The following is a 16,241-nucleotide window of genomic DNA, read 5'->3' as shown; positions in this document are numbered from 1 at the left end:
TGGTCGTCGCTCATCCGAGCGCCTGCCTAAACTCCACCAGTTGCGATGGCCTCAGGCGATTCAGACTCACAACACGACAGAACTCGCGGGCCGGAAGGGTCCCGCGGTCGACGGCACCTAGCAGTCGAATGGAAAGCTCACGACTACCGTACTTCCGTACCGCATTGAAGCGATTCGGCGCCCCAAACCGTTGCTTTCCACGATTGCGGAATGCTTCTTCCAGCTCTGCCAGGTACTTGAGGCCGACCTCTGCATGCATTACTCCGAGTCGCATGGCGCGAACCGTCATGGCGCTTGGTGTGACTTTGAATCTACGCGCGGCGACCTCGAGCGCCTCCATCGATCCCAGATCGAGCTTGTTGATTTCGATCGCAGGCATGAGAATCTCACCCACCAGGTCATATTCGAGTCCTGGCTCGGGAGCCGTGCTTTGAGCGTCGTATGTGACGGGAGCGAAGATACCGCGACCGATGAGGACCGCCATCAGCATGAGAGTAAAAATCTGACGACCAACAGGTTCCTGATAGTCCTCGTGATCCCCGCCGGCCAGGAAGATATACGGAACCTTGGAGTCTCGGACCGTCATCCCGCTGAAGTGCACCTTTATGAGCTGCGGCATGTAGCCCCGGACGCTGCGCGAGACGAGAACTTGTTTGGCTTCCAGCTTGGCGATGACGAGTTCAAGCGCCGCCTGGTGCTTCGACAGTGACCAGATCTCTTGGCGGTCAAGCTCAAGGACTTCCAGTAGCGCTTCCGCGTCGCGGGCGAGCGAACCTCTCGACTTCCGCAGTAGGCCGATGAGTGGATTCCTGACGAGCGTGTCATCGTGCTTGCGGAGCAGCGCTTGCTTGTTGAGCAGGTCCTTGACTATCAGTTCGATGTCGCGTAACTGAACGACTGTTCGGGAATTGACGGTGAAAGTCTCAGATGAGACTCCCTGTAGAAGTCGTGCGGTCTTGGCCCGCTGCTGCGCACGCACGAGTTCCATGGGCGCGAAGAACAGCGACCACGGCACCTCGGCCTTGCGAGCCAGCTCGATGAGCACGGCGAGCTTGAGGGACCCGGACGAAAGGGCATCGCGGTACGGCGCGTGTGAATTGACGACGGAGTTGCCGAGCAGCGTGACGAATACCTTGTGGTCGATGGGCACGCACCGACCTTCGAGAAGAACATCGATAGTCATTTGTATCCGCGGACCACTCGGCGCCGTCTACTGACCATGTTCACCGTCGACGAAGCGCGAAGATCAATGTGGCTATCGCAGCCAAGGCTGCGGCGAACGCGATTGCCCATGGAGCGGCTGGAGCGAACGCATGAGCGAAGGACGTTCCAATGCACCGACCCACGCCGGCGTTGTCCATGGCTGACGTGGGGCAGTCGACCGTCGATTGTGAAAGTACCCAGATGGATGCGCCGATAACAACGAGTGCGGCTAGCCAGAGCTTGACCAGATCGACCCCCGTCGCCGCCCGTCGTTTGCTCATGCGTCGAGCGTATGAGACCCCTCACGCTCAGCGAAGTCCCCAGAACGAGCGATATCCGTCTCTAGTCAGTGGCGCTTATCGGGCGCCGGCGATTCGTTGTGGTGGCCGGAGATACCGTCTCGGAACTGGCCGTCGCGCCCTTGGACGCGGACCTCGCCCTTGCCCTCGCCTGAGTTGTTCACGATTTCCTTGGCGCGATGGATCGCCTCGGCCTGGGTGTCGGTGTGCGCGGAGGCGCGCTTGTGGTTCTCTTTCACGACGTCCCAGCCGCCGCGCTCTTCGTTCTGGACGACGTAACGGTCCTCATCGTTCTTTGCCATGGTGCGCTCCTTTCCGGCGAGAACGGTACGCCCGCACATCCGCATCCTGAACCCGGGTGCTATCAGCCGCTCGGCCTGAGCAGCTCACTACTGGTCGAAGTGCTCTCGTAGTTGAGTCCAAATCTCCACAGGACTGTCCCCGGTCGCCTCCGACAGGCGGGACGCGAGCCAGGTGATTGCCATTAACGCCGGGGAGATAACAGCGGAGACGTCGATATCGACGCGGCCGGTGACTTCATCGAGGCGGACGGTGATCGCGTCGATGTCTCGAAGTCGCTCTAGCGCCAATTCTGTTGCTGCTTCCCGCTCCGCCAGACTGGCGGTCTCGTCCCTGGCGCTGAGGGCGTCGATGAGGGTGTGGCCGGCCAGCCGGCCGGTCTCGGGAATGCGAGACATGCAGTCACGATCGCACTCGAGCAGCTCCCGCGAAAGACAGCTGTGCCGTCCGAGCGGCTACCCGCTTCGCGGAAGCCCGGTGCGCGGATCAAGTCCCGCCTGCCACCGCTGCCGTTGCTCCGCTGGTGTCACCACCGTCCCGTCCGGCGCACGCTCCGGAGTCAAGAACGACGGCATGCCGAGTGCCGTCGCACAGGCGTCGGTCGCCTGGCGCAACTCGTCGTAGAAGCCCAGCGGCCAGCGGTCCGACCGCCTGATAGTGAAGTGGTCGACTCGGTACATCATCAGCGTCTCGTGGGTGCGCTGATTCACGGCGGGACCGTACTCGATCACGAAACGGATCCGCAGCGGGCGTTCGTCCAGCACCAGCCAGACCCGCTCCCCCGCCTGCAGCACTCTCACCGATCCGGTCCCCGACATTCGAACATATGTTCTATTGTGGGCTGCAGGACCCACAAAGCAACCCGATCGGAGGAACGGTCTTGAGCATCGCTCCCACTACCGAGATCGTCCACCTCTGGACCGACTCCGGAACACCCACCCGCCTGGTCTGGCGCCAGCGCCGCTACCGCGTGGTCGCCGCCGACCCAATCAGCACGACCGTCGCCCACGACGCCCTGACGCACCCCGCCGAGCGACTCGTCGGTTGGTCACTGGTCGTCGCGTCCGACCTGGATCCGGCGGACGTGCGGGTGATTCAGGTGCGCTGCGCCGGTGCTGGGTGGGTGCTGGTCCGGATCGACCCCGCCTGAACCGGTGGGACAGAACCGCCGCTACCCCGGGGCGGGAATGGACCGGGTCATCGAACAGATCGCCCTGCCCGGTGTGGTTGACCGAGAAGGAAGTTGACCTCGAGCACGATCCGGCGGTAGTGCCGGAGACGCCGGCGCCGGCAACCGCGTTCGTCCGCTTCCATGAGGCGGTCGTGCAACCCGATGTCGAGGTGATCGCGTGGAACGAGCATGCGGTGCGGATCCGGTTCACCTCCCGTGACGGGCAAACCCACGAAGGGTGGGTGTGGAAAGACGCCGTCCGCACCCGACCACGGCGCAGCATCCCGCCACGTCGCTGACCCGAGCATCAGCACTCAAGCGGCTGCCTCGACTGATTGGTGTGCCGTGAATCCTGCGGCGATTATGCGGTCGCCCGCCGTGCGCGCAAGCCCCTCCGGGCCGACTGAGTCGCCCTGCCGGGTGGCGCTCCGGGCGGGACTCCCTGATCGGCACCGCGTGCCTTCACGGCACACCAACCAGTAGGAGGAACCGATCATGAGCACCCTCATCACCAACAGCGACGATCTCACCCGCTTCACCGCCGTCTTCAGCACTAGGGATCTCGCCCCGATATCGCACCACGGCTCAGCTGCACCGAAGTCGAAGCCCTCGCAGGCCTTCTCCGAGCCCTCGGAGAACCCGCCACCGCCGACACCTGGATCCAAGAACACGCCACCGACGACGAAATCGGCGACGCCCACTACCAAGGCGAGACCCTGGAATACCTGGTTCCGATCGACCCGATGGACGACCTCCAATGCGACACCTGCCAGGAATCGACTACGAGCCCACGCCGTGATGGCGTGGGCTCAATTCATGTAAAGCGAAGAACGTATGTGGTGCCGCGAGCGGCACCCTGTCTGCTGGGGTTGTCCGTCTGCCTGGCCGTTGATCGTAGTTCGCTCCCGCGGGACTGCGTGCCGGGCTTTCGCGGCATATCCTCACTCGCTCACGCTCCCTCCGGTATTCCACGGACCCGGCACTACGCACCGCTCCCGCTCACCCTCGATCCCCTTGCCAGACAGGCGAACAAGAACAGTTGAAGGAGAACAGGACCATGAGCGACACCACCACGGTTGCGGGCAGCATCGAACACCTCGACCCGCACACCCTCACCATCGAAACCAACGTGCGACCCAGCGCACCCATCACCCCCGCCTTCATCCAATCCATCAAAGAGAACGGAGTCCTCACCCCCGTGCTCGGCCACCGCGCAGACGACGGAACCGTGACTGTCCGGGCCGGGCAACGTCGGGTCTTCGCCGCCCGCGAAGCAGGACTGACCACCATCCCCGTCTACTTGGTACCGGCGGATGATGTCACGACCGAGCGGATCGTGCAGCAGATGGTCGAGAACGACCAGCGCGAACCCCTCACCGACGGCGACCGTGCCGCCGCGTTCCAGCAGCTCGCGTTCGAAGGACTCAGCGTCACCGCGATCGCCCGCCGGACGGGAACCAAGCGGAGGGAGGTCAAGACGGCTCTCGCCGTGACCGAGAACCCGGTCGCGGCGTCCGCGATCCAGGAGCACCAGCTCACGCTGGACCAGGCGGCGGTGATGATCGAGTTCGCCGATGACGAGGACATCCGCGCCGGCCTGATCCAGGTGGCAACCACGGACCCGGCCCAGTTCGGGCACGCGGCCCAGCGCGCACGCGACGACAAAGCCCGCACCAAGGTGAAAGGCGACGCGGAAGCCGCGCTTGCCAGCCGCGGGTACACGATTCTCGAGAACGATCCCGGGTACTACGGCACCGAGTACACGCGCATCGGTGAGCTGCTCACCACCGACGACCAGCGTGTCACCGTCGAACACATCGAAACGGTGGAAGGTCGCGCCGCGTATGTGCGCGTCTACGCCGACGGCGACGCCAACATCGCCTACTTCGTCAAGGATGCGAAGGCGGCCGGGTTCCACACCTACGGTGGCAACCAGACGAAGAGCGGACCGATGACGGAAGAGCAGAAGTCGGAACGCCGCACCCTGATCGCCAACAACAAGGCGTGGGTCTCAGCTGAAGTCGTCCGACGCGAATGGCTCACCACCTTTCTCTCCCGCAAGACGCTGCCCAAGGACGCCGCTGTGGTGATCGCCCGCGGACTGACCGTCCACCGACACGCGATCAGCGCCGCCACCCAGGCGGGCAACGAGCTTGCACACGAACTCCTCGGCATCCAACGGTCCGGGTACTTCGAGACCGACAGGCTCAGCACCCTCCTCGACCAGTCCCCGGCCAAGGCACAGCACGTCGCCCTGGCCATCGTGTTCGGAGCCTGCGAGTCCGTCACCAGCAAGCAGACCTGGCGTGCACCCTCTCCCACCGACGCCGACTACTTCACCCAACTCGCCGCCTGGGGGTACACGCTCAGCGACGTCGAGCAGATCGTCATCGGCGAGGAGAAGACGACGGACGCAGAAGACGCGGACAGCAGCGGCCGCGACGCCGACTAACGTCACCGCAGTCGGCCCCGCCATGGATGACGGGGCCGACTGCCGTGCGCTGATATCAGGACAGCGCCCGCACGGCCAGGCCGCGCGTCAGAGGTCCCACGACCGGACCGCCCCGCTGCGGGATCCGGTTAAACGCCAGGAACGGGGCACACGCCGTCTCGGCGGTGAGCGCGGCGAGCCGCCCGATGGAGGTGTGGGGATCGGCAGCGATCGCCCACCCGTCCATCGCGTATCGGCTCACCGTGTCTACGCACTCCTCCTTCTCCGCCGCGTCCGGCTGAGCGGACCCGACCACCCCGATCAGTCCGCCCTGCAGTTCCGGACCCATGTTCCTCGTGTCGATGACGAATACCCGCATCACAATCACTCCCCTGTGTCGATCGTTCTTGTTTGCCTTCCGGCGGAGAGATCGAGAGCGAGTGGGAGGGGCGCAGTGCCGGGACCGTGGAATACCGGAGGGAGCGAAGCGAGTGAGGATATGCCGCGAAAGCCCGGCACGGAGAACCGGGAACGAGCTACGATCGGCAGCCGGAAAGACAAACAAAACGGCAAGAACGGCGCCGCCGGAGGCGGCTCAACGCCAACAGCGCCGGGGCGCACGCTGCGGGTGGCAGTCGATCTCCGACGCCCCAGACCCGCTTATTTCGTGTGAGATCGGCTGGGGCTAGTAGCCCGCCGGCCAACTGAAAGCCGATGGTGCCGCGACCGGTGTCCCCTTCTTCGCCACGACGATGTCGATGTCCTCGTGGTCGGCCAGTGGGATGGAGCGGGGGTCGCCGCTGAAGGGTTTGCGGTTGACGTAGACAGTGATCGTCTGCCCGTCTTTCCCGTCGCGGTACGCACCGACCTGGCCCGTTCCGAGCTTCTGCTGCCATTCGTCGAACACCTGGCCGAGGGTGAACGAGGTGACGGTGGGGGATTCGACGTGGATGATGCCGGACGCATCGTGCGTGTGAATGGGTGAGATTTGCTGCTTCGCTGCGTCGATCCCGAGGTCAGCCGGAATCGACACCGCCGCCCCGTCCACCGTGATGGTCAGATGTTGATGGATGTGCAGGGCGCTGCCTTCCGCGGAAAGCATCTGCAGGTCTGCGGCGTGCACGCCCGATTCCACGTTCGCGGGCGCAGCCCACTGCGTGCCGTCTGCGTTCGTAGCCGACCCCAGTGAGCGGCCGCCCACGATCACGGTTGTCACGATCCCCCCAACAACCAGTACAGCGACGGCCGCCGAACCGCCGACGATCCACCGCCGCCGTCGCGCCCGCCGCTGCTCCCGAAGCCGAAGCTCTGCAGCGTGCTTCTGGGCCGCGAGCCTTCGCTCACGCTTAGTGGTCTCGTTCACGCTTACATTCAAGCAAGGCGAGGCCGAACGCCTTCCCTGCGTGTAATGCGAAAGGTCTTAGAGTCCTCAGGCTGTGGATGCACGTGCCGGAGCGTCCGCCAGGGGGCGCTTCAGCTTCTGACGGAGGGTGCGCGCTGAGGGGCCGGACCCGTCCAGGCCCGGCCCATCGTGGCCACGCAGTGATGCTTGCCGCGGAACTCCTCAGGCGGCGCTGGCCTCGGACGACGTGACAGGTCGGTTGGATGTCCGCATTGTCAGCAGCACCACGGCGGCCCCGATAACCGCGATGATCGCTGCGCCGAGGAAGGCGGCCGAGTACCCGCTCGTCAGCGCGGCCGGGGTTGCATCTCCGCGGGTGATGCCAGCGGCAATCGCGGTGAGGATGGCGAGGCCGAGAGCGGAGCCGACCTGGTAACTGGTGCTCACCAGGCCGGAGGCCACTCCCGTTTCGGTGGGCGGAGCTGCGGCGATGGCTGATCCCAGTGAAGGAACGAAAGCCAGCGCCATGCCAAGAGCAGCGACCAGAGAGGCCGGAAGGACGTCCACGGTGTAGGTGCCATCCGGGCGGGCGAAGGCGAGCCATCCGAGCCCCACTCCGAGGAGCAGCAGCCCGGCTGTGATCATCGGCTTCGCTCCGAAACGCGCCTGAAGGCGGGGCGCGAGCACGATCATGCCGAGCACGATGAGACCGGTCATCGGCAGCAGGGCTGCGCCGGCAGCGAATGCCCCTGCACCGAGAACCTGCTGCAGGTAGAGGTTCAGGAAGAACCACATCGAGACCCAGGCGGCACCGAGCAGCAGCTGGGCTGCGTTGGCTGCGCCCAGCTGCGGGGCCCGCAAAATACGCAGGTTTAGCAGCGGGTGACGAGAGCGGGCCTGGATCAGGAAGAACATGGCCAGCAACACGGCTCCCGCGCCCAGAAGCAGCAGGGTCGGGGCGGCGAACCATCCGATCTCCGGTGCCCGAACGACGGCGTAAACCACGGCAGCCAATCCACCGGTAACGGTGATGGCTCCGGCAACATCGATCGCCCCGCCGGCGCGGCGCTCGGTTCGAGGGAGGGAGATGGCGGTGAAGGCGAGGACGAGCGCGGCGATCGGAACGGTGATGTAGAACACCCACGGCCAGCTGGCGTATTCGGTGAGGACGCCCCCAAGGAAGACACCTGCGGTGCCGCCGATCGGTGCCGCCGCCCCATACACGGCGAAGGCCTTGGGAAGGTCGGCCGTGCCGCCGAAGAGCATCATCAGGAGCGTCAGAGCCGCCGGTGCAATCAATGCTGCACCTGCGCCTTGGGCTGCACGGCCAGCCACCTCCACTCCCGCGTTCCCGGCGGCTCCGGCCATGACGGAGCCTGCAATCAGGATCAGCCAGCCGGTGACGAACACCTTTCGGGCGCCGAGCAGATCCGCCAACCGGCCTCCGAGCAGGAGAAGACCGCCGAAGGCGATCACATAGGCGTTGAACACCCAGGACAGCGACTCCGGCGAGAAGCCGAGCTCGCGCTGAAGGTCTGGTAGCGCGACACCGATGATCGAGGTGTCCATGATGACGACGAACTGTGCTGCGGCAATGAGTATGAGGCCGAGCCACCGCCTCGGGTGGAGGCCTGGCGAGACAGAAGACATGGGATTCCTTCGCTTGATGATCCGGTATACCCGGTGGGGGTACTAGCTATACCGGTGGGGGGTATCCCATGTCAAGCAACAGCCGATCCGCCCGGGGCGACCTACCAGCGCCCCCGGGTGACGGCCCCTCCGCCAGCGAGCTATCCCATAGCGTCAAGCAACTCGGCGCATGCGTGTTCGCAGCGCCGGCATACCTCGGCGCAGATCCGGCAGTGTTCGTGCATGTCGGCGTGCTTCTCGCATTCGTCGGCGCAGGCTCCGCAAACGGTGCGGCACGATTCGAGCGCGGCGCGGGTGACGTTGGCGTCATAGCCCGTGTGCCGCGACAGGACATTGCCGGTCGAGCCGCAGATGTCGGCGCAGTCGAGATCCGTCCGGATGCACTTGATGAGCTCGGCGACCATCTCCTCGCTGAGGCATGCGTCTGCGCAGGCCGTGCATGTCTGGGCGCATTCGATGCATGCCTCGATACAGGCGCCGAGTTTGTCGCGGTCTACGCCTCCGAGATCCGCCGGATAGGTCTCGAGCATTCGCGTTGCGGTCGACATGATGACTGCCCTTCCTCTTCGTTGATCCCTCCTGCGGATGCGACGGTACGCGCCGGATCAGGGTTTGGCATCCGTTATCGGAGGTTGCAGGAATACCGTCTAGGGGTATCCTGTTCATGGACAGCGATACCCTCGGTGGGTATCCGCGACGTGATGGAGGAACGATGGAGACAATCGACTACCAGGTGACCGGAATGACCTGCGAGCACTGCGAGCGTGCAGTTTCCACCGAGGTTGGACAGGTGGCCGGCGTCGACAGCGTGAACGTGTCCGCAAGCGACGGCGTCCTGCATGTCACCACCGGTACCGGAGTGGACGATGCCGCGGTACTCGCCGCGGTCGACGAGGCCGGCTACGCCGCCGTCCGCAAGTAACCCGAACCCTTCCCACCACCGCGAGGAGCCCGACGTGTCAGCATCTCCCATTCCCGCCGCCGGCGGATCGACCCTCGAACTCGAGGTCGGCGGGATGACCTGTGCGTCGTGCGCCATGCGGATCGAGAAGAAGCTGAACCGGCTCGATGGTGTCACGGCGACCGTGAATTACGCCACCGAGAAAGCACGGGTCTCGATCCCGGCCGGGATGGATGTCGCGGCGGTCATCGAAGAGGTCGAGAAGACCGGCTACACCGCGGCTCTGCCCGCCGTCGAGCCGGCCGCAACGGAGAAGGAAAGCGACCCGGAGCTGACCGGACTGCGCAACCGCCTGATCGGTTCGGTGGCCCTGTCGGTGCCGGTCATCGCGCTGGCCATGATCCCGGCCCTGCAGTTCACTTACTGGCAGTGGCTCTCGCTCACGCTGGCGGCACCGGTCGTCGTGTGGGGGGCGTGGCCGTTCCACAAGGCCGCCTTCATCAACGCGCGCCACGGGGCGGCGACCATGGACACACTGGTGTCGATCGGAACCCTGTCCGCGTTCGCCTGGTCGCTGTATGCACTGTTCTTCGGCACGGCCGGGATGCCAGGCATGACGCACGGGTTCAGCTTCACCGTGGCAGCGTCGGACGGCGCCGGGAACATCTACCTCGAGGTCGCTTCCGGGGTGACAACGTTCGTCCTGGCGGGCCGCTACTTCGAGAAGCGATCGAAGCGGCAGGCCGGCGCCGCGTTACGAGCGCTGCTGGAGTTGGGCGCCAAGGACGTGGCAGTCCTGCGGGACGGGCAGGAGACCCGGATCCCGATCGACCTGCTGCAGGTCGGCGACGAATTCGTCATCCGGCCCGGCGAGAAGATCGCGACCGACGGTGTCGTCGTCGACGGTGCCAGCGCCATCGACATGTCTCTGCTGACCGGCGAGTCCGTCCCGGTCGAGGTCACCGTCGGGGATGCGGTGGCTGGCGCCACCGTCAACGCCGGCGGCCGTCTCCTCGTGCGGGCCACCCGGGTCGGCAGCGACACTCAGCTGGCCCAGATGGCCAAGCTGGTCGAGGACGCCCAGTCCGGGAAGGCCGAGGTGCAGCGCCTCGCCGACCGGATCTCCGGCATCTTCGTGCCGATCGTGCTCGGCATCGCCGCGGTCACTCTGGCCGCCTGGCTGGTCACCGGCCACCCGGCCGCGGCAGCGTTCACTGCGGCGGTCGCGGTGTTGATCATCGCCTGCCCGTGCGCGCTGGGCCTCGCCACCCCGACCGCGTTGCTGGTCGGGACTGGTCGCGGTGCGCAGCTCGGCATCCTGATCAAGGGACCGGAAGTACTGGAGTCCACCCGGACCATCGACACCGTCGTCCTGGACAAGACCGGCACCGTCACCACCGGAAAGATGACACTGATCGAGATCGTGACAGTGCCCGGGGTCGACGCGACCGAGCTCCTGCGGGTCGCCGGGGCCGTCGAGGCCGCCTCCGAGCACCCCATCGCCCGCGCCATCGCCGCCGCGGCGACCGAGAGGACCGGGCCGCTCGTTACCCCTGAGGACTTCGCGAACATCGCGGGCCGCGGCGTGCAGGGCGTCGTCGACGGACACCTCACACTCGTCGGCCGCACCACGCTCCTCGAGGACTGGTCCATCACCCTCGACCACGCCCTCACCGCCGCGAAGAACGCTGCGGAAGCGGCCGGCCGGACGGTCGTCAGTGTCGCCTGGGACGGCAGGGCCCGCGGTCTGCTCGTCGTCGCTGATGCCATCAAGCCGACCAGCCGGGAGGCGGTGGCCGCCTTCACGCAGATCGGGCTCACCCCGATCCTGCTCACGGGCGACAACGCGACGGTCGCGCGAGAGGTCGCCGACGCTGTCGGCATCGAGACGGTGATCGCCGAAGTGCTCCCCCAAGACAAGGCCGAGACCATCCGCCGGCTCCAGGCCGAGGGCAGGACCGTGGCGATGGTCGGTGACGGCGTGAACGACGCTGCCGCGCTGGCGACGGCGGACCTGGGGCTCGCGATGGGGACGGGCACCGACGTCGCCATCGAAGCCGCCGACATCACCCTCGTCCGCGGCGACCTTCGCGCCGCGGCCGATGCGGTTCGTCTGGCCCGCCGCACCCTCGGCACGATCAAGACCAACCTGTTCTGGGCGTTCGCCTACAACGTCGCCGCGATCCCGCTGGCCGCCCTGGGCCTGCTCAACCCGATGATCGCCGGGGCCGCGATGGCATTCTCCAGCGTCTTCGTTGTCAGCAACAGCCTCCGGCTTCGCGGATTCCGCCCCTGCGGCAGCGCCGCCACACCACCCACCAACGCACCCGCCCGGGTGCTTGAGACCGCCTGACCACCCACGAAAAGGAACACCACCATGAGCGACAGCTGCTGCAGCACCACCAGCAACCAGCACGACAACGACGCCGCCATGCCGGCCGGAAGTACCAACCTCCTCGGCGGAGCCGGCGCAGACGACCTCACCGAGTGCGTCGTGATGAAAGGCAGCGCCGTCAGCAAGGCGAAAGCGGAAGCAGCCGGCCTCTACCGCGACTACAACGGTGAGCGGTACTGGTTCTGCTGCGCCGGCTGCGCACCCCGCTTCGACGCCGACCCCGCGGCCTACGTCGCCGCATAACCGCCACCGCCCGGTACAGGCGGACTCCAGCACATCACCCAGGTGAAGGGCTAACACCATGACCGATCACAACGGGCACGACCACCACGCCGGGCACTCCACCCCCACCCACACCGAATCCGTTCAGCTGCAGCACACACCCCACGTGAGTGGCCACGGACACGACGCAAGCCCGCACACCGGACACGACATGGACGGGCACACCGGACACGAGATGGCCGGGCACGCCGGACACCAGATGGCCGCCCACGGTGGAATGGGCGGCCACGCGGGCCATGGCGACCACGTCGGTCAGTTCCGGCGGCTGTTCTGGATCATGCTGATCATCGCCATCCCCGTCGTCGGGTTCTCGTCGATGTTCGCCATGATCCTGGGATACCCGCTGCCCGACGCAGCCTGGGTCGCGTGGATCTCACCGATCCTGGGCACGGTCATGTACGTGTGGGGCGGCCGACCCTTCCTCACCGGCGCTGTCAGCGAGCTACGAGCGCTCAAGCCCGGGATGATGTTGCTGATCGCGCTAGCGATCACGGTCGCCTTCCTCGCCTCCTGGGGCGCCAGCCTCGGCATCCTGGATCACGAACTCGACTTCTGGTGGGAGCTCGCGCTCCTGATCGTGATCATGCTGCTCGGGCACTGGATCGAGATGCGATCCCTGGCGCAGACCACCTCTGCGCTCGACTCCCTCGCCGCCCTGCTGCCCGATGAGGCGGAGCGTGTGGAGGGCGACAGCACCGTGCAGGTGGCCCCCGCCGACCTTCAGGTCGGCGACGTCGTCATCGTCCGCCCCGGCGGCCGCATCCCCGCGGACGGGCGCATCGTCTCCGGCTCGGCGAGCATGGACGAGTCGATGATCACCGGCGAGTCCCGCACCGTCCGCCGCGACGTCGGCGATGCCGTCGTCGCCGGCACCGTCGCCACCGACTCCGGCCTGCGAGTGCAGATCACCGCCGTCGGCGACGACACCGCCCTCGCCGGCATCCAGCGCCTCGTCAGCGATGCGCAGAACTCCTCGTCCCGGGCCCAGCGGATCGCTGACACCGCAGCCGCCTGGCTGTTCTGGTTCGCCCTCGGCGCCGCCGTCATCACCGCGCTGGTGTGGACGATGATCGGGCTTCCGGACGAGGCGGTCGTACGGACCATCACCGTTCTAGTGATCGCTTGCCCGCACGCACTCGGGCTGGCTATCCCGCTGGTGATCTCGATCGCAACCGAACGCGCCGCCCGCGGTGGTGTCCTGGTGAAGGACCGTCTCGCCCTGGAGAGCATGCGCACCGTCGACACGGTCCTGTTCGACAAAACCGGCACCCTGACCAAGGGCGAACCCACCGTCACCGCCATCGAGACCACCGACGGCACCACCTCTGATCAGCTGCTGGCCCTGGCTGCGGCGGCCGAAGCGGACTCCGAGCACCCCCTCGCGCGGGCGATCGTCAACGCCGCCACGGCACGCAACCTGCCGGTGAGTGCGGCGACCGGTTTCGAGTCGTCGCCAGCCGTCGGGGTGTCGGCGACGGTCGACGGTCATCGCGTCCAGGTCGGTGGCCCCAACCTGCTGCACGAGGCTGGTGTCGACGAGCTCCGCGTCGCCGACGCCTGGCGGGAGGATGGCGCGATCATCCTGCACGTCCTCGTCGACGGGCGGGTGGCCGGCGCGCTGAAGCTCGCCGACGAGATCCGTGAGGAATCCCGGCAGGCCGTCGACGCGCTGCACGCGCAGCACGTGCAGGTCGTGATGATCACCGGCGACGCCGACGCTGTCGCCAAGTCAGTCGCGACCGACCTCGGCATCGACCGGTACTTCGCAGGAGTCCGACCCGAGGACAAGTCCGCCAAGGTCAAAGAACTCCAGACCGAAGGCCGCAAGGTGGCCATGGTCGGCGACGGCGTGAACGACGCCCCCGCCCTCGCCCAAGCCGACGTCGGCATCGCCATCGGCGCCGGCACGGATGTCGCCATCGCCTCCGCCGGGGTCATCCTCGCCAGCGACGACCCCCGCTCCGTGCTGTCGGTCATCGAACTCTCCCGGGCCAGCTACCGCAAGATGAAGCAAAACCTGTGGTGGGCGGCCGGCTACAACCTGATCTCCGTCCCACTCGCCGCCGGCGTCCTCGCACCCATCGGCTTCGTCCTCCCGATGTCCGTCGGCGCCATCCTGATGTCCCTGTCCACCATCGTCGTCGCGCTCAACGCCCAACTGCTGCGCCGCCTCGACCTGCGACCCGAGACCAGCGCCCGAGCCGCCCTCGACCGATCCCGTACGATGCCCGAGACCAAGCAACCCGCCTCCCGCACCTGACCACCCTTGGAGCCCTCCATGAACGACACCGCGACCGCCACACAACACGAACACGAACACGGCTACATCACCGACAAGGCCAGCTACATGCGCCGCCTCAGCCGCATCGAGGGGCAAGCCCGCGGAATCGCACGAATGGTCGACGAAGAGCAGTACTGCATCGACATCCTCACCCAGATCTCGGCTCTGACCTCCGCCCTCAAGAGCGTCGCCGTCGGCCTGGTCGACGACCACCTCAAGCACTGCGTCGCCGACGCCGTCCTACTGGGCGGCGAGGAAGGACAGGCGAAAATCAACGAAGCCAGCGACGCCATCGCCCGGCTCGTTCGCTCCTAGGAGCGCCAGCGGTCGCTCAGCTGCCTGAACGTCCCAACTCGTCGCGTCGACGGACGTATTCCTCGTGATCGATCTCGCCCCGGGCGTACCGTTCATCAAGGATCGCCCGGGCAGACGGTCGCTGCGGAACCGGGTTCCCTCCGCCGGACGGACCGCGCGGGGTCAGAGTGACGACCAGCACGACGACAACGGCGATGATCAGCAACGGCACGACCAGCCAGAGGACCCACCACGCGCCGGCACCGCCCATCATCCACCCATACACGGCCGCCTCCTCTCTCCCTCTCCTCCCCCAGCATGGCTCACAGAAAGTGGGACCTGAGGGCATTAGGTCCCGTCATCGAGGCCGCCTAGTGCGTCCTCGAACTCCCAGAAGATCATCGCCCTTGAGCCTGTACCCTGAACCCTGAATCCGGTCGAAACGTCGTAGGAGGTGTCGTGGTCAGCAACAGCATCCGCTTGCCGCGGCTCAGCGGGATGCAGCGCATCGTCGTTCTGCTGCTCGGCGTGACCGGCATCGTCGTCGGTCTCCTCGCCATGCACACGCTCACCACGGTCACCGGCGACCACACCACCCACCACGCTGCCGCCGACGCAACGCACGACCACGCCGACGCTGCGACGCACGACCACGCCGACTTGGCCTCCACCGCCATGGCGGCGGTACATCCCGCGGCAATGACCGACGCGGGCATGAATGGAGTATCCGGCGGGACGAGCGATTGCAACGGCACCTGCGAGTCCGGCCACAACATGGCCAACCTGGTCTGCCTGCTCGCGCTGCTCGTACTGACGCTGATCGTCACGTTGCGGGTGATCTTTACCCGATGGGGCAACGACCTGCACCGGCTCGTCGCCGCGCTGACCGCCGCCCTCCCCGCCGTACTGGCGCCTCCCTCGCCACCCTCTCTTCACGTTCTCTCCATCAGCCGAACCTGATTCGACCGTCCCCGGCCCTGCTCCGGGCACCGAGGCCTGCCCACCGGCCGGTCTGACGAATCAGTTTTCGAGCAAGAGAGAAGTACGCACATGAAGATCAAGACGATGGCGCTCGCCTCCAGCGCCGCCCTGGCCACCGCCCTCATCCTGGCTGGCTGCTCCAGCCCCACCACCGGCGGTCACTCCGGAATGGACATGGGCGGATCCTCCGCCACCAGCACCGCCACGAGCGAGCACAACGACGCCGACGTATCGTTCACCCAGAACATGGTCATGCACCACCAGCAGGCCATCGAAATGTCCGACATGGTCCTTGCCAAGACCGGCGTCGACGCAAAGGTCACCGAGCTGGCGCAGAAGATCAAGGCCGCGCAGCAGCCGGAGATCGACACGATGAACGGCTGGCTGAACAGCTGGAACGTGTCCATGGGCATGTCCCACGACATGGGCGGCATGATGTCCGAATCCGACATGAGCGACCTCAAGGACGCCTCCGGTGCGGACGCAAGCAAGTTGTTCCTCACTCAGATGATTCAGCATCACCAGGGCGCCATCGAGATGGCGAACGAGGAAGTCAAGACGGGGAAGAACACGGATGCCGTGGCCCTGGCGAAGAAGATTGTCACCGATCAGACCGCCGAGATCGCCACGATGAAGGACCTGCTCAGCAGCCTGTAGTCCGTCCCACCGACGGGCGGGTGTCGCCGCATCCCCCCGTCCCCCCTGCAGCGG

At 66.3% G+C, this 16,241-nt stretch carries 20 protein-coding genes; 10 read left to right on the top strand and 10 right to left on the bottom strand.

The genetic code is table 11. The features are described 5' to 3' along the window. Positions 1-10: 10 nt before the first annotated feature. From ACQ86M_RS17975 to ACQ86M_RS17960, 4 genes are all read right to left on the bottom strand, one after another. On the bottom strand, positions 11-1,150 hold the full coding sequence (locus tag ACQ86M_RS17975; RefSeq protein WP_431246427.1) for a hypothetical protein: 1,140 nt from the start codon (positions 1,148-1,150) through the stop codon (positions 11-13). Positions 1,151-1,549: 399 nt separating this feature from the next. Then, positions 1,550-1,804 carry a DUF2188 domain-containing protein gene (locus ACQ86M_RS17970; RefSeq protein WP_431246426.1) on the bottom strand — a complete coding sequence of 85 codons (255 nt, stop codon included), beginning with the start codon at positions 1,802-1,804 and terminating at the stop codon, positions 1,550-1,552. 87 nt (positions 1,805-1,891) lie between these two features. Continuing rightward, positions 1,892-2,200 (bottom strand): hypothetical protein, encoded by a 309-nt coding sequence (locus tag ACQ86M_RS17965; protein WP_431246425.1) that lies wholly within the window; start codon positions 2,198-2,200, stop codon positions 1,892-1,894. A gap of 57 nt (positions 2,201-2,257) precedes the next feature. Next, a complete protein-coding gene (locus ACQ86M_RS17960) occupies positions 2,258-2,596 on the bottom strand; it encodes a hypothetical protein (protein WP_431246424.1) in 339 nt (112 codons plus the stop codon). Between the two features lie 86 nt (positions 2,597-2,682). Between ACQ86M_RS17960 and ACQ86M_RS17955 the strand changes: the two genes are divergently transcribed. Together ACQ86M_RS17955 and ACQ86M_RS17950 are read left to right on the top strand one after the other, a co-directional pair. Further along, the gene (locus tag ACQ86M_RS17955; protein ID WP_431246423.1) at positions 2,683-2,952 is read left to right on the top strand and encodes a hypothetical protein; all 270 of its coding nucleotides are present in this window, start codon (positions 2,683-2,685) and stop codon (positions 2,950-2,952) included. A gap of 77 nt (positions 2,953-3,029) precedes the next feature. Beyond that, positions 3,030-3,272, top strand: a complete 243-nt coding sequence (locus ACQ86M_RS17950; RefSeq protein ID WP_431246422.1) for a hypothetical protein — start codon at positions 3,030-3,032, stop codon at positions 3,270-3,272. A gap of 15 nt (positions 3,273-3,287) precedes the next feature. On the opposite strand, the gene ACQ86M_RS17945 is transcribed toward ACQ86M_RS17950, so the two are convergent. Then, positions 3,288-3,731 carry a hypothetical protein gene (locus ACQ86M_RS17945; RefSeq protein WP_431246421.1) on the bottom strand — a complete coding sequence of 148 codons (444 nt, stop codon included), beginning with the start codon at positions 3,729-3,731 and terminating at the stop codon, positions 3,288-3,290. Positions 3,732-4,030: 299 nt separating this feature from the next. Here ACQ86M_RS17945 and ACQ86M_RS17940 point away from each other — a divergent pair, with 299 nt between their 5' ends. Further along, the gene (locus ACQ86M_RS17940) at positions 4,031-5,425 is read left to right on the top strand and encodes a ParB/RepB/Spo0J family partition protein (protein ID WP_431246420.1); all 1,395 of its coding nucleotides are present in this window, start codon (positions 4,031-4,033) and stop codon (positions 5,423-5,425) included. A 55-nt stretch (positions 5,426-5,480) separates the two neighbouring features. Here the strand turns inward: ACQ86M_RS17940 and ACQ86M_RS17935 are convergent, their stop codons facing one another. The 4 genes from ACQ86M_RS17935 to ACQ86M_RS17920 all read right to left on the bottom strand — a co-directional run bounded on the left by ACQ86M_RS17935 (position 5,481) and on the right by ACQ86M_RS17920 (position 8,944). Then, positions 5,481-5,783, bottom strand: a complete 303-nt coding sequence (locus ACQ86M_RS17935) for a hypothetical protein (RefSeq protein WP_431246419.1) — start codon at positions 5,781-5,783, stop codon at positions 5,481-5,483. Between the two features lie 306 nt (positions 5,784-6,089). Next, complete coding sequence (locus ACQ86M_RS17930) at positions 6,090-6,767, bottom strand: hypothetical protein (protein ID WP_431246418.1); 678 nt, start codon at positions 6,765-6,767, stop codon at positions 6,090-6,092. A 201-nt stretch (positions 6,768-6,968) separates the two neighbouring features. After that, on the bottom strand, positions 6,969-8,396 hold the full coding sequence (locus ACQ86M_RS17925; protein WP_431246417.1) for an MFS transporter: 1,428 nt from the start codon (positions 8,394-8,396) through the stop codon (positions 6,969-6,971). Positions 8,397-8,536: 140 nt separating this feature from the next. Then, a complete protein-coding gene (locus ACQ86M_RS17920) occupies positions 8,537-8,944 on the bottom strand; it encodes a four-helix bundle copper-binding protein (protein WP_431246416.1) in 408 nt (135 codons plus the stop codon). 164 nt (positions 8,945-9,108) lie between these two features. Between ACQ86M_RS17920 and ACQ86M_RS17915 the strand changes: the two genes are divergently transcribed. Genes ACQ86M_RS17915 through ACQ86M_RS17895 form a run of 5 tightly spaced genes read left to right on the top strand, consistent with a single transcriptional unit; the run spans position 9,109 to position 14,570 of the window. After that, positions 9,109-9,318, top strand: coding sequence for a heavy-metal-associated domain-containing protein (locus ACQ86M_RS17915; protein ID WP_121259381.1), 210 nt, complete (start codon positions 9,109-9,111; stop codon positions 9,316-9,318). Positions 9,319-9,352: 34 nt separating this feature from the next. Continuing rightward, on the top strand, positions 9,353-11,650 hold the full coding sequence (locus ACQ86M_RS17910) for a heavy metal translocating P-type ATPase (RefSeq protein WP_431246415.1): 2,298 nt from the start codon (positions 9,353-9,355) through the stop codon (positions 11,648-11,650). 24 nt (positions 11,651-11,674) lie between these two features. Continuing rightward, positions 11,675-11,935, top strand: coding sequence for a YHS domain-containing protein (locus ACQ86M_RS17905; protein ID WP_431246414.1), 261 nt, complete (start codon positions 11,675-11,677; stop codon positions 11,933-11,935). Between the two features lie 58 nt (positions 11,936-11,993). Further along, a complete protein-coding gene (locus ACQ86M_RS17900) occupies positions 11,994-14,234 on the top strand; it encodes a heavy metal translocating P-type ATPase (RefSeq protein WP_431246413.1) in 2,241 nt (746 codons plus the stop codon). An 18-nt stretch (positions 14,235-14,252) separates the two neighbouring features. Beyond that, positions 14,253-14,570, top strand: coding sequence for a metal-sensitive transcriptional regulator (locus ACQ86M_RS17895; protein WP_431246412.1), 318 nt, complete (start codon positions 14,253-14,255; stop codon positions 14,568-14,570). A 16-nt stretch (positions 14,571-14,586) separates the two neighbouring features. On the opposite strand, the gene ACQ86M_RS17890 is transcribed toward ACQ86M_RS17895, so the two are convergent. Next, entirely contained in the window at positions 14,587-14,835 is a 249-nt protein-coding gene (locus tag ACQ86M_RS17890) for an SHOCT domain-containing protein (RefSeq protein WP_431246411.1), read from the bottom strand. A gap of 173 nt (positions 14,836-15,008) precedes the next feature. On the opposite strand from ACQ86M_RS17890, the gene ACQ86M_RS17885 reads away from it, so the two are divergent. Then, on the top strand, positions 15,009-15,509 hold the full coding sequence (locus ACQ86M_RS17885; protein WP_431246410.1) for a DUF6153 family protein: 501 nt from the start codon (positions 15,009-15,011) through the stop codon (positions 15,507-15,509). Between the two features lie 90 nt (positions 15,510-15,599). Then, complete coding sequence (locus tag ACQ86M_RS17880; protein ID WP_431246409.1) at positions 15,600-16,187, top strand: DUF305 domain-containing protein; 588 nt, start codon at positions 15,600-15,602, stop codon at positions 16,185-16,187. Positions 16,188-16,241 lie beyond the last annotated feature (54 nt).

This window comes from Leifsonia xyli subsp. cynodontis (assembly GCF_050632205.1).
Classification (GTDB): domain Bacteria; phylum Actinomycetota; class Actinomycetes; order Actinomycetales; family Microbacteriaceae; genus Leifsonia; species Leifsonia xyli_D.
This window is presented reverse-complemented; position numbering and strand designations above follow the sequence as displayed.

What these genes read in the sequence shown, in the direction of transcription:
- ACQ86M_RS17970 (WP_431246426.1), bottom strand. Translation starts at nt 1,804, where the DNA reads ATGGCAAAGAACGATGAGGACCGTTACGTCGTCCAGAACGAAGAGCGC.
- ACQ86M_RS17965 (WP_431246425.1), bottom strand. Translation starts at nt 2,200, where the DNA reads ATGTCTCGCATTCCCGAGACCGGCCGGCTGGCCGGCCACACCCTCATC.
- ACQ86M_RS17940 (WP_431246420.1), top strand. Translation starts at nt 4,031, where the DNA reads ATGAGCGACACCACCACGGTTGCGGGCAGCATCGAACACCTCGACCCG.
- ACQ86M_RS17935 (WP_431246419.1), bottom strand. Translation starts at nt 5,783, where the DNA reads ATGCGGGTATTCGTCATCGACACGAGGAACATGGGTCCGGAACTGCAG.
- ACQ86M_RS17925 (WP_431246417.1), bottom strand. Translation starts at nt 8,396, where the DNA reads ATGTCTTCTGTCTCGCCAGGCCTCCACCCGAGGCGGTGGCTCGGCCTC.
- ACQ86M_RS17920 (WP_431246416.1), bottom strand. Translation starts at nt 8,944, where the DNA reads ATGTCGACCGCAACGCGAATGCTCGAGACCTATCCGGCGGATCTCGGA.
- ACQ86M_RS17915 (WP_121259381.1), top strand. Translation starts at nt 9,109, where the DNA reads ATGGAGACAATCGACTACCAGGTGACCGGAATGACCTGCGAGCACTGC.
- ACQ86M_RS17905 (WP_431246414.1), top strand. Translation starts at nt 11,675, where the DNA reads ATGAGCGACAGCTGCTGCAGCACCACCAGCAACCAGCACGACAACGAC.
- ACQ86M_RS17900 (WP_431246413.1), top strand. Translation starts at nt 11,994, where the DNA reads ATGACCGATCACAACGGGCACGACCACCACGCCGGGCACTCCACCCCC.
- ACQ86M_RS17895 (WP_431246412.1), top strand. Translation starts at nt 14,253, where the DNA reads ATGAACGACACCGCGACCGCCACACAACACGAACACGAACACGGCTAC.
- ACQ86M_RS17880 (WP_431246409.1), top strand. Translation starts at nt 15,600, where the DNA reads ATGAAGATCAAGACGATGGCGCTCGCCTCCAGCGCCGCCCTGGCCACC.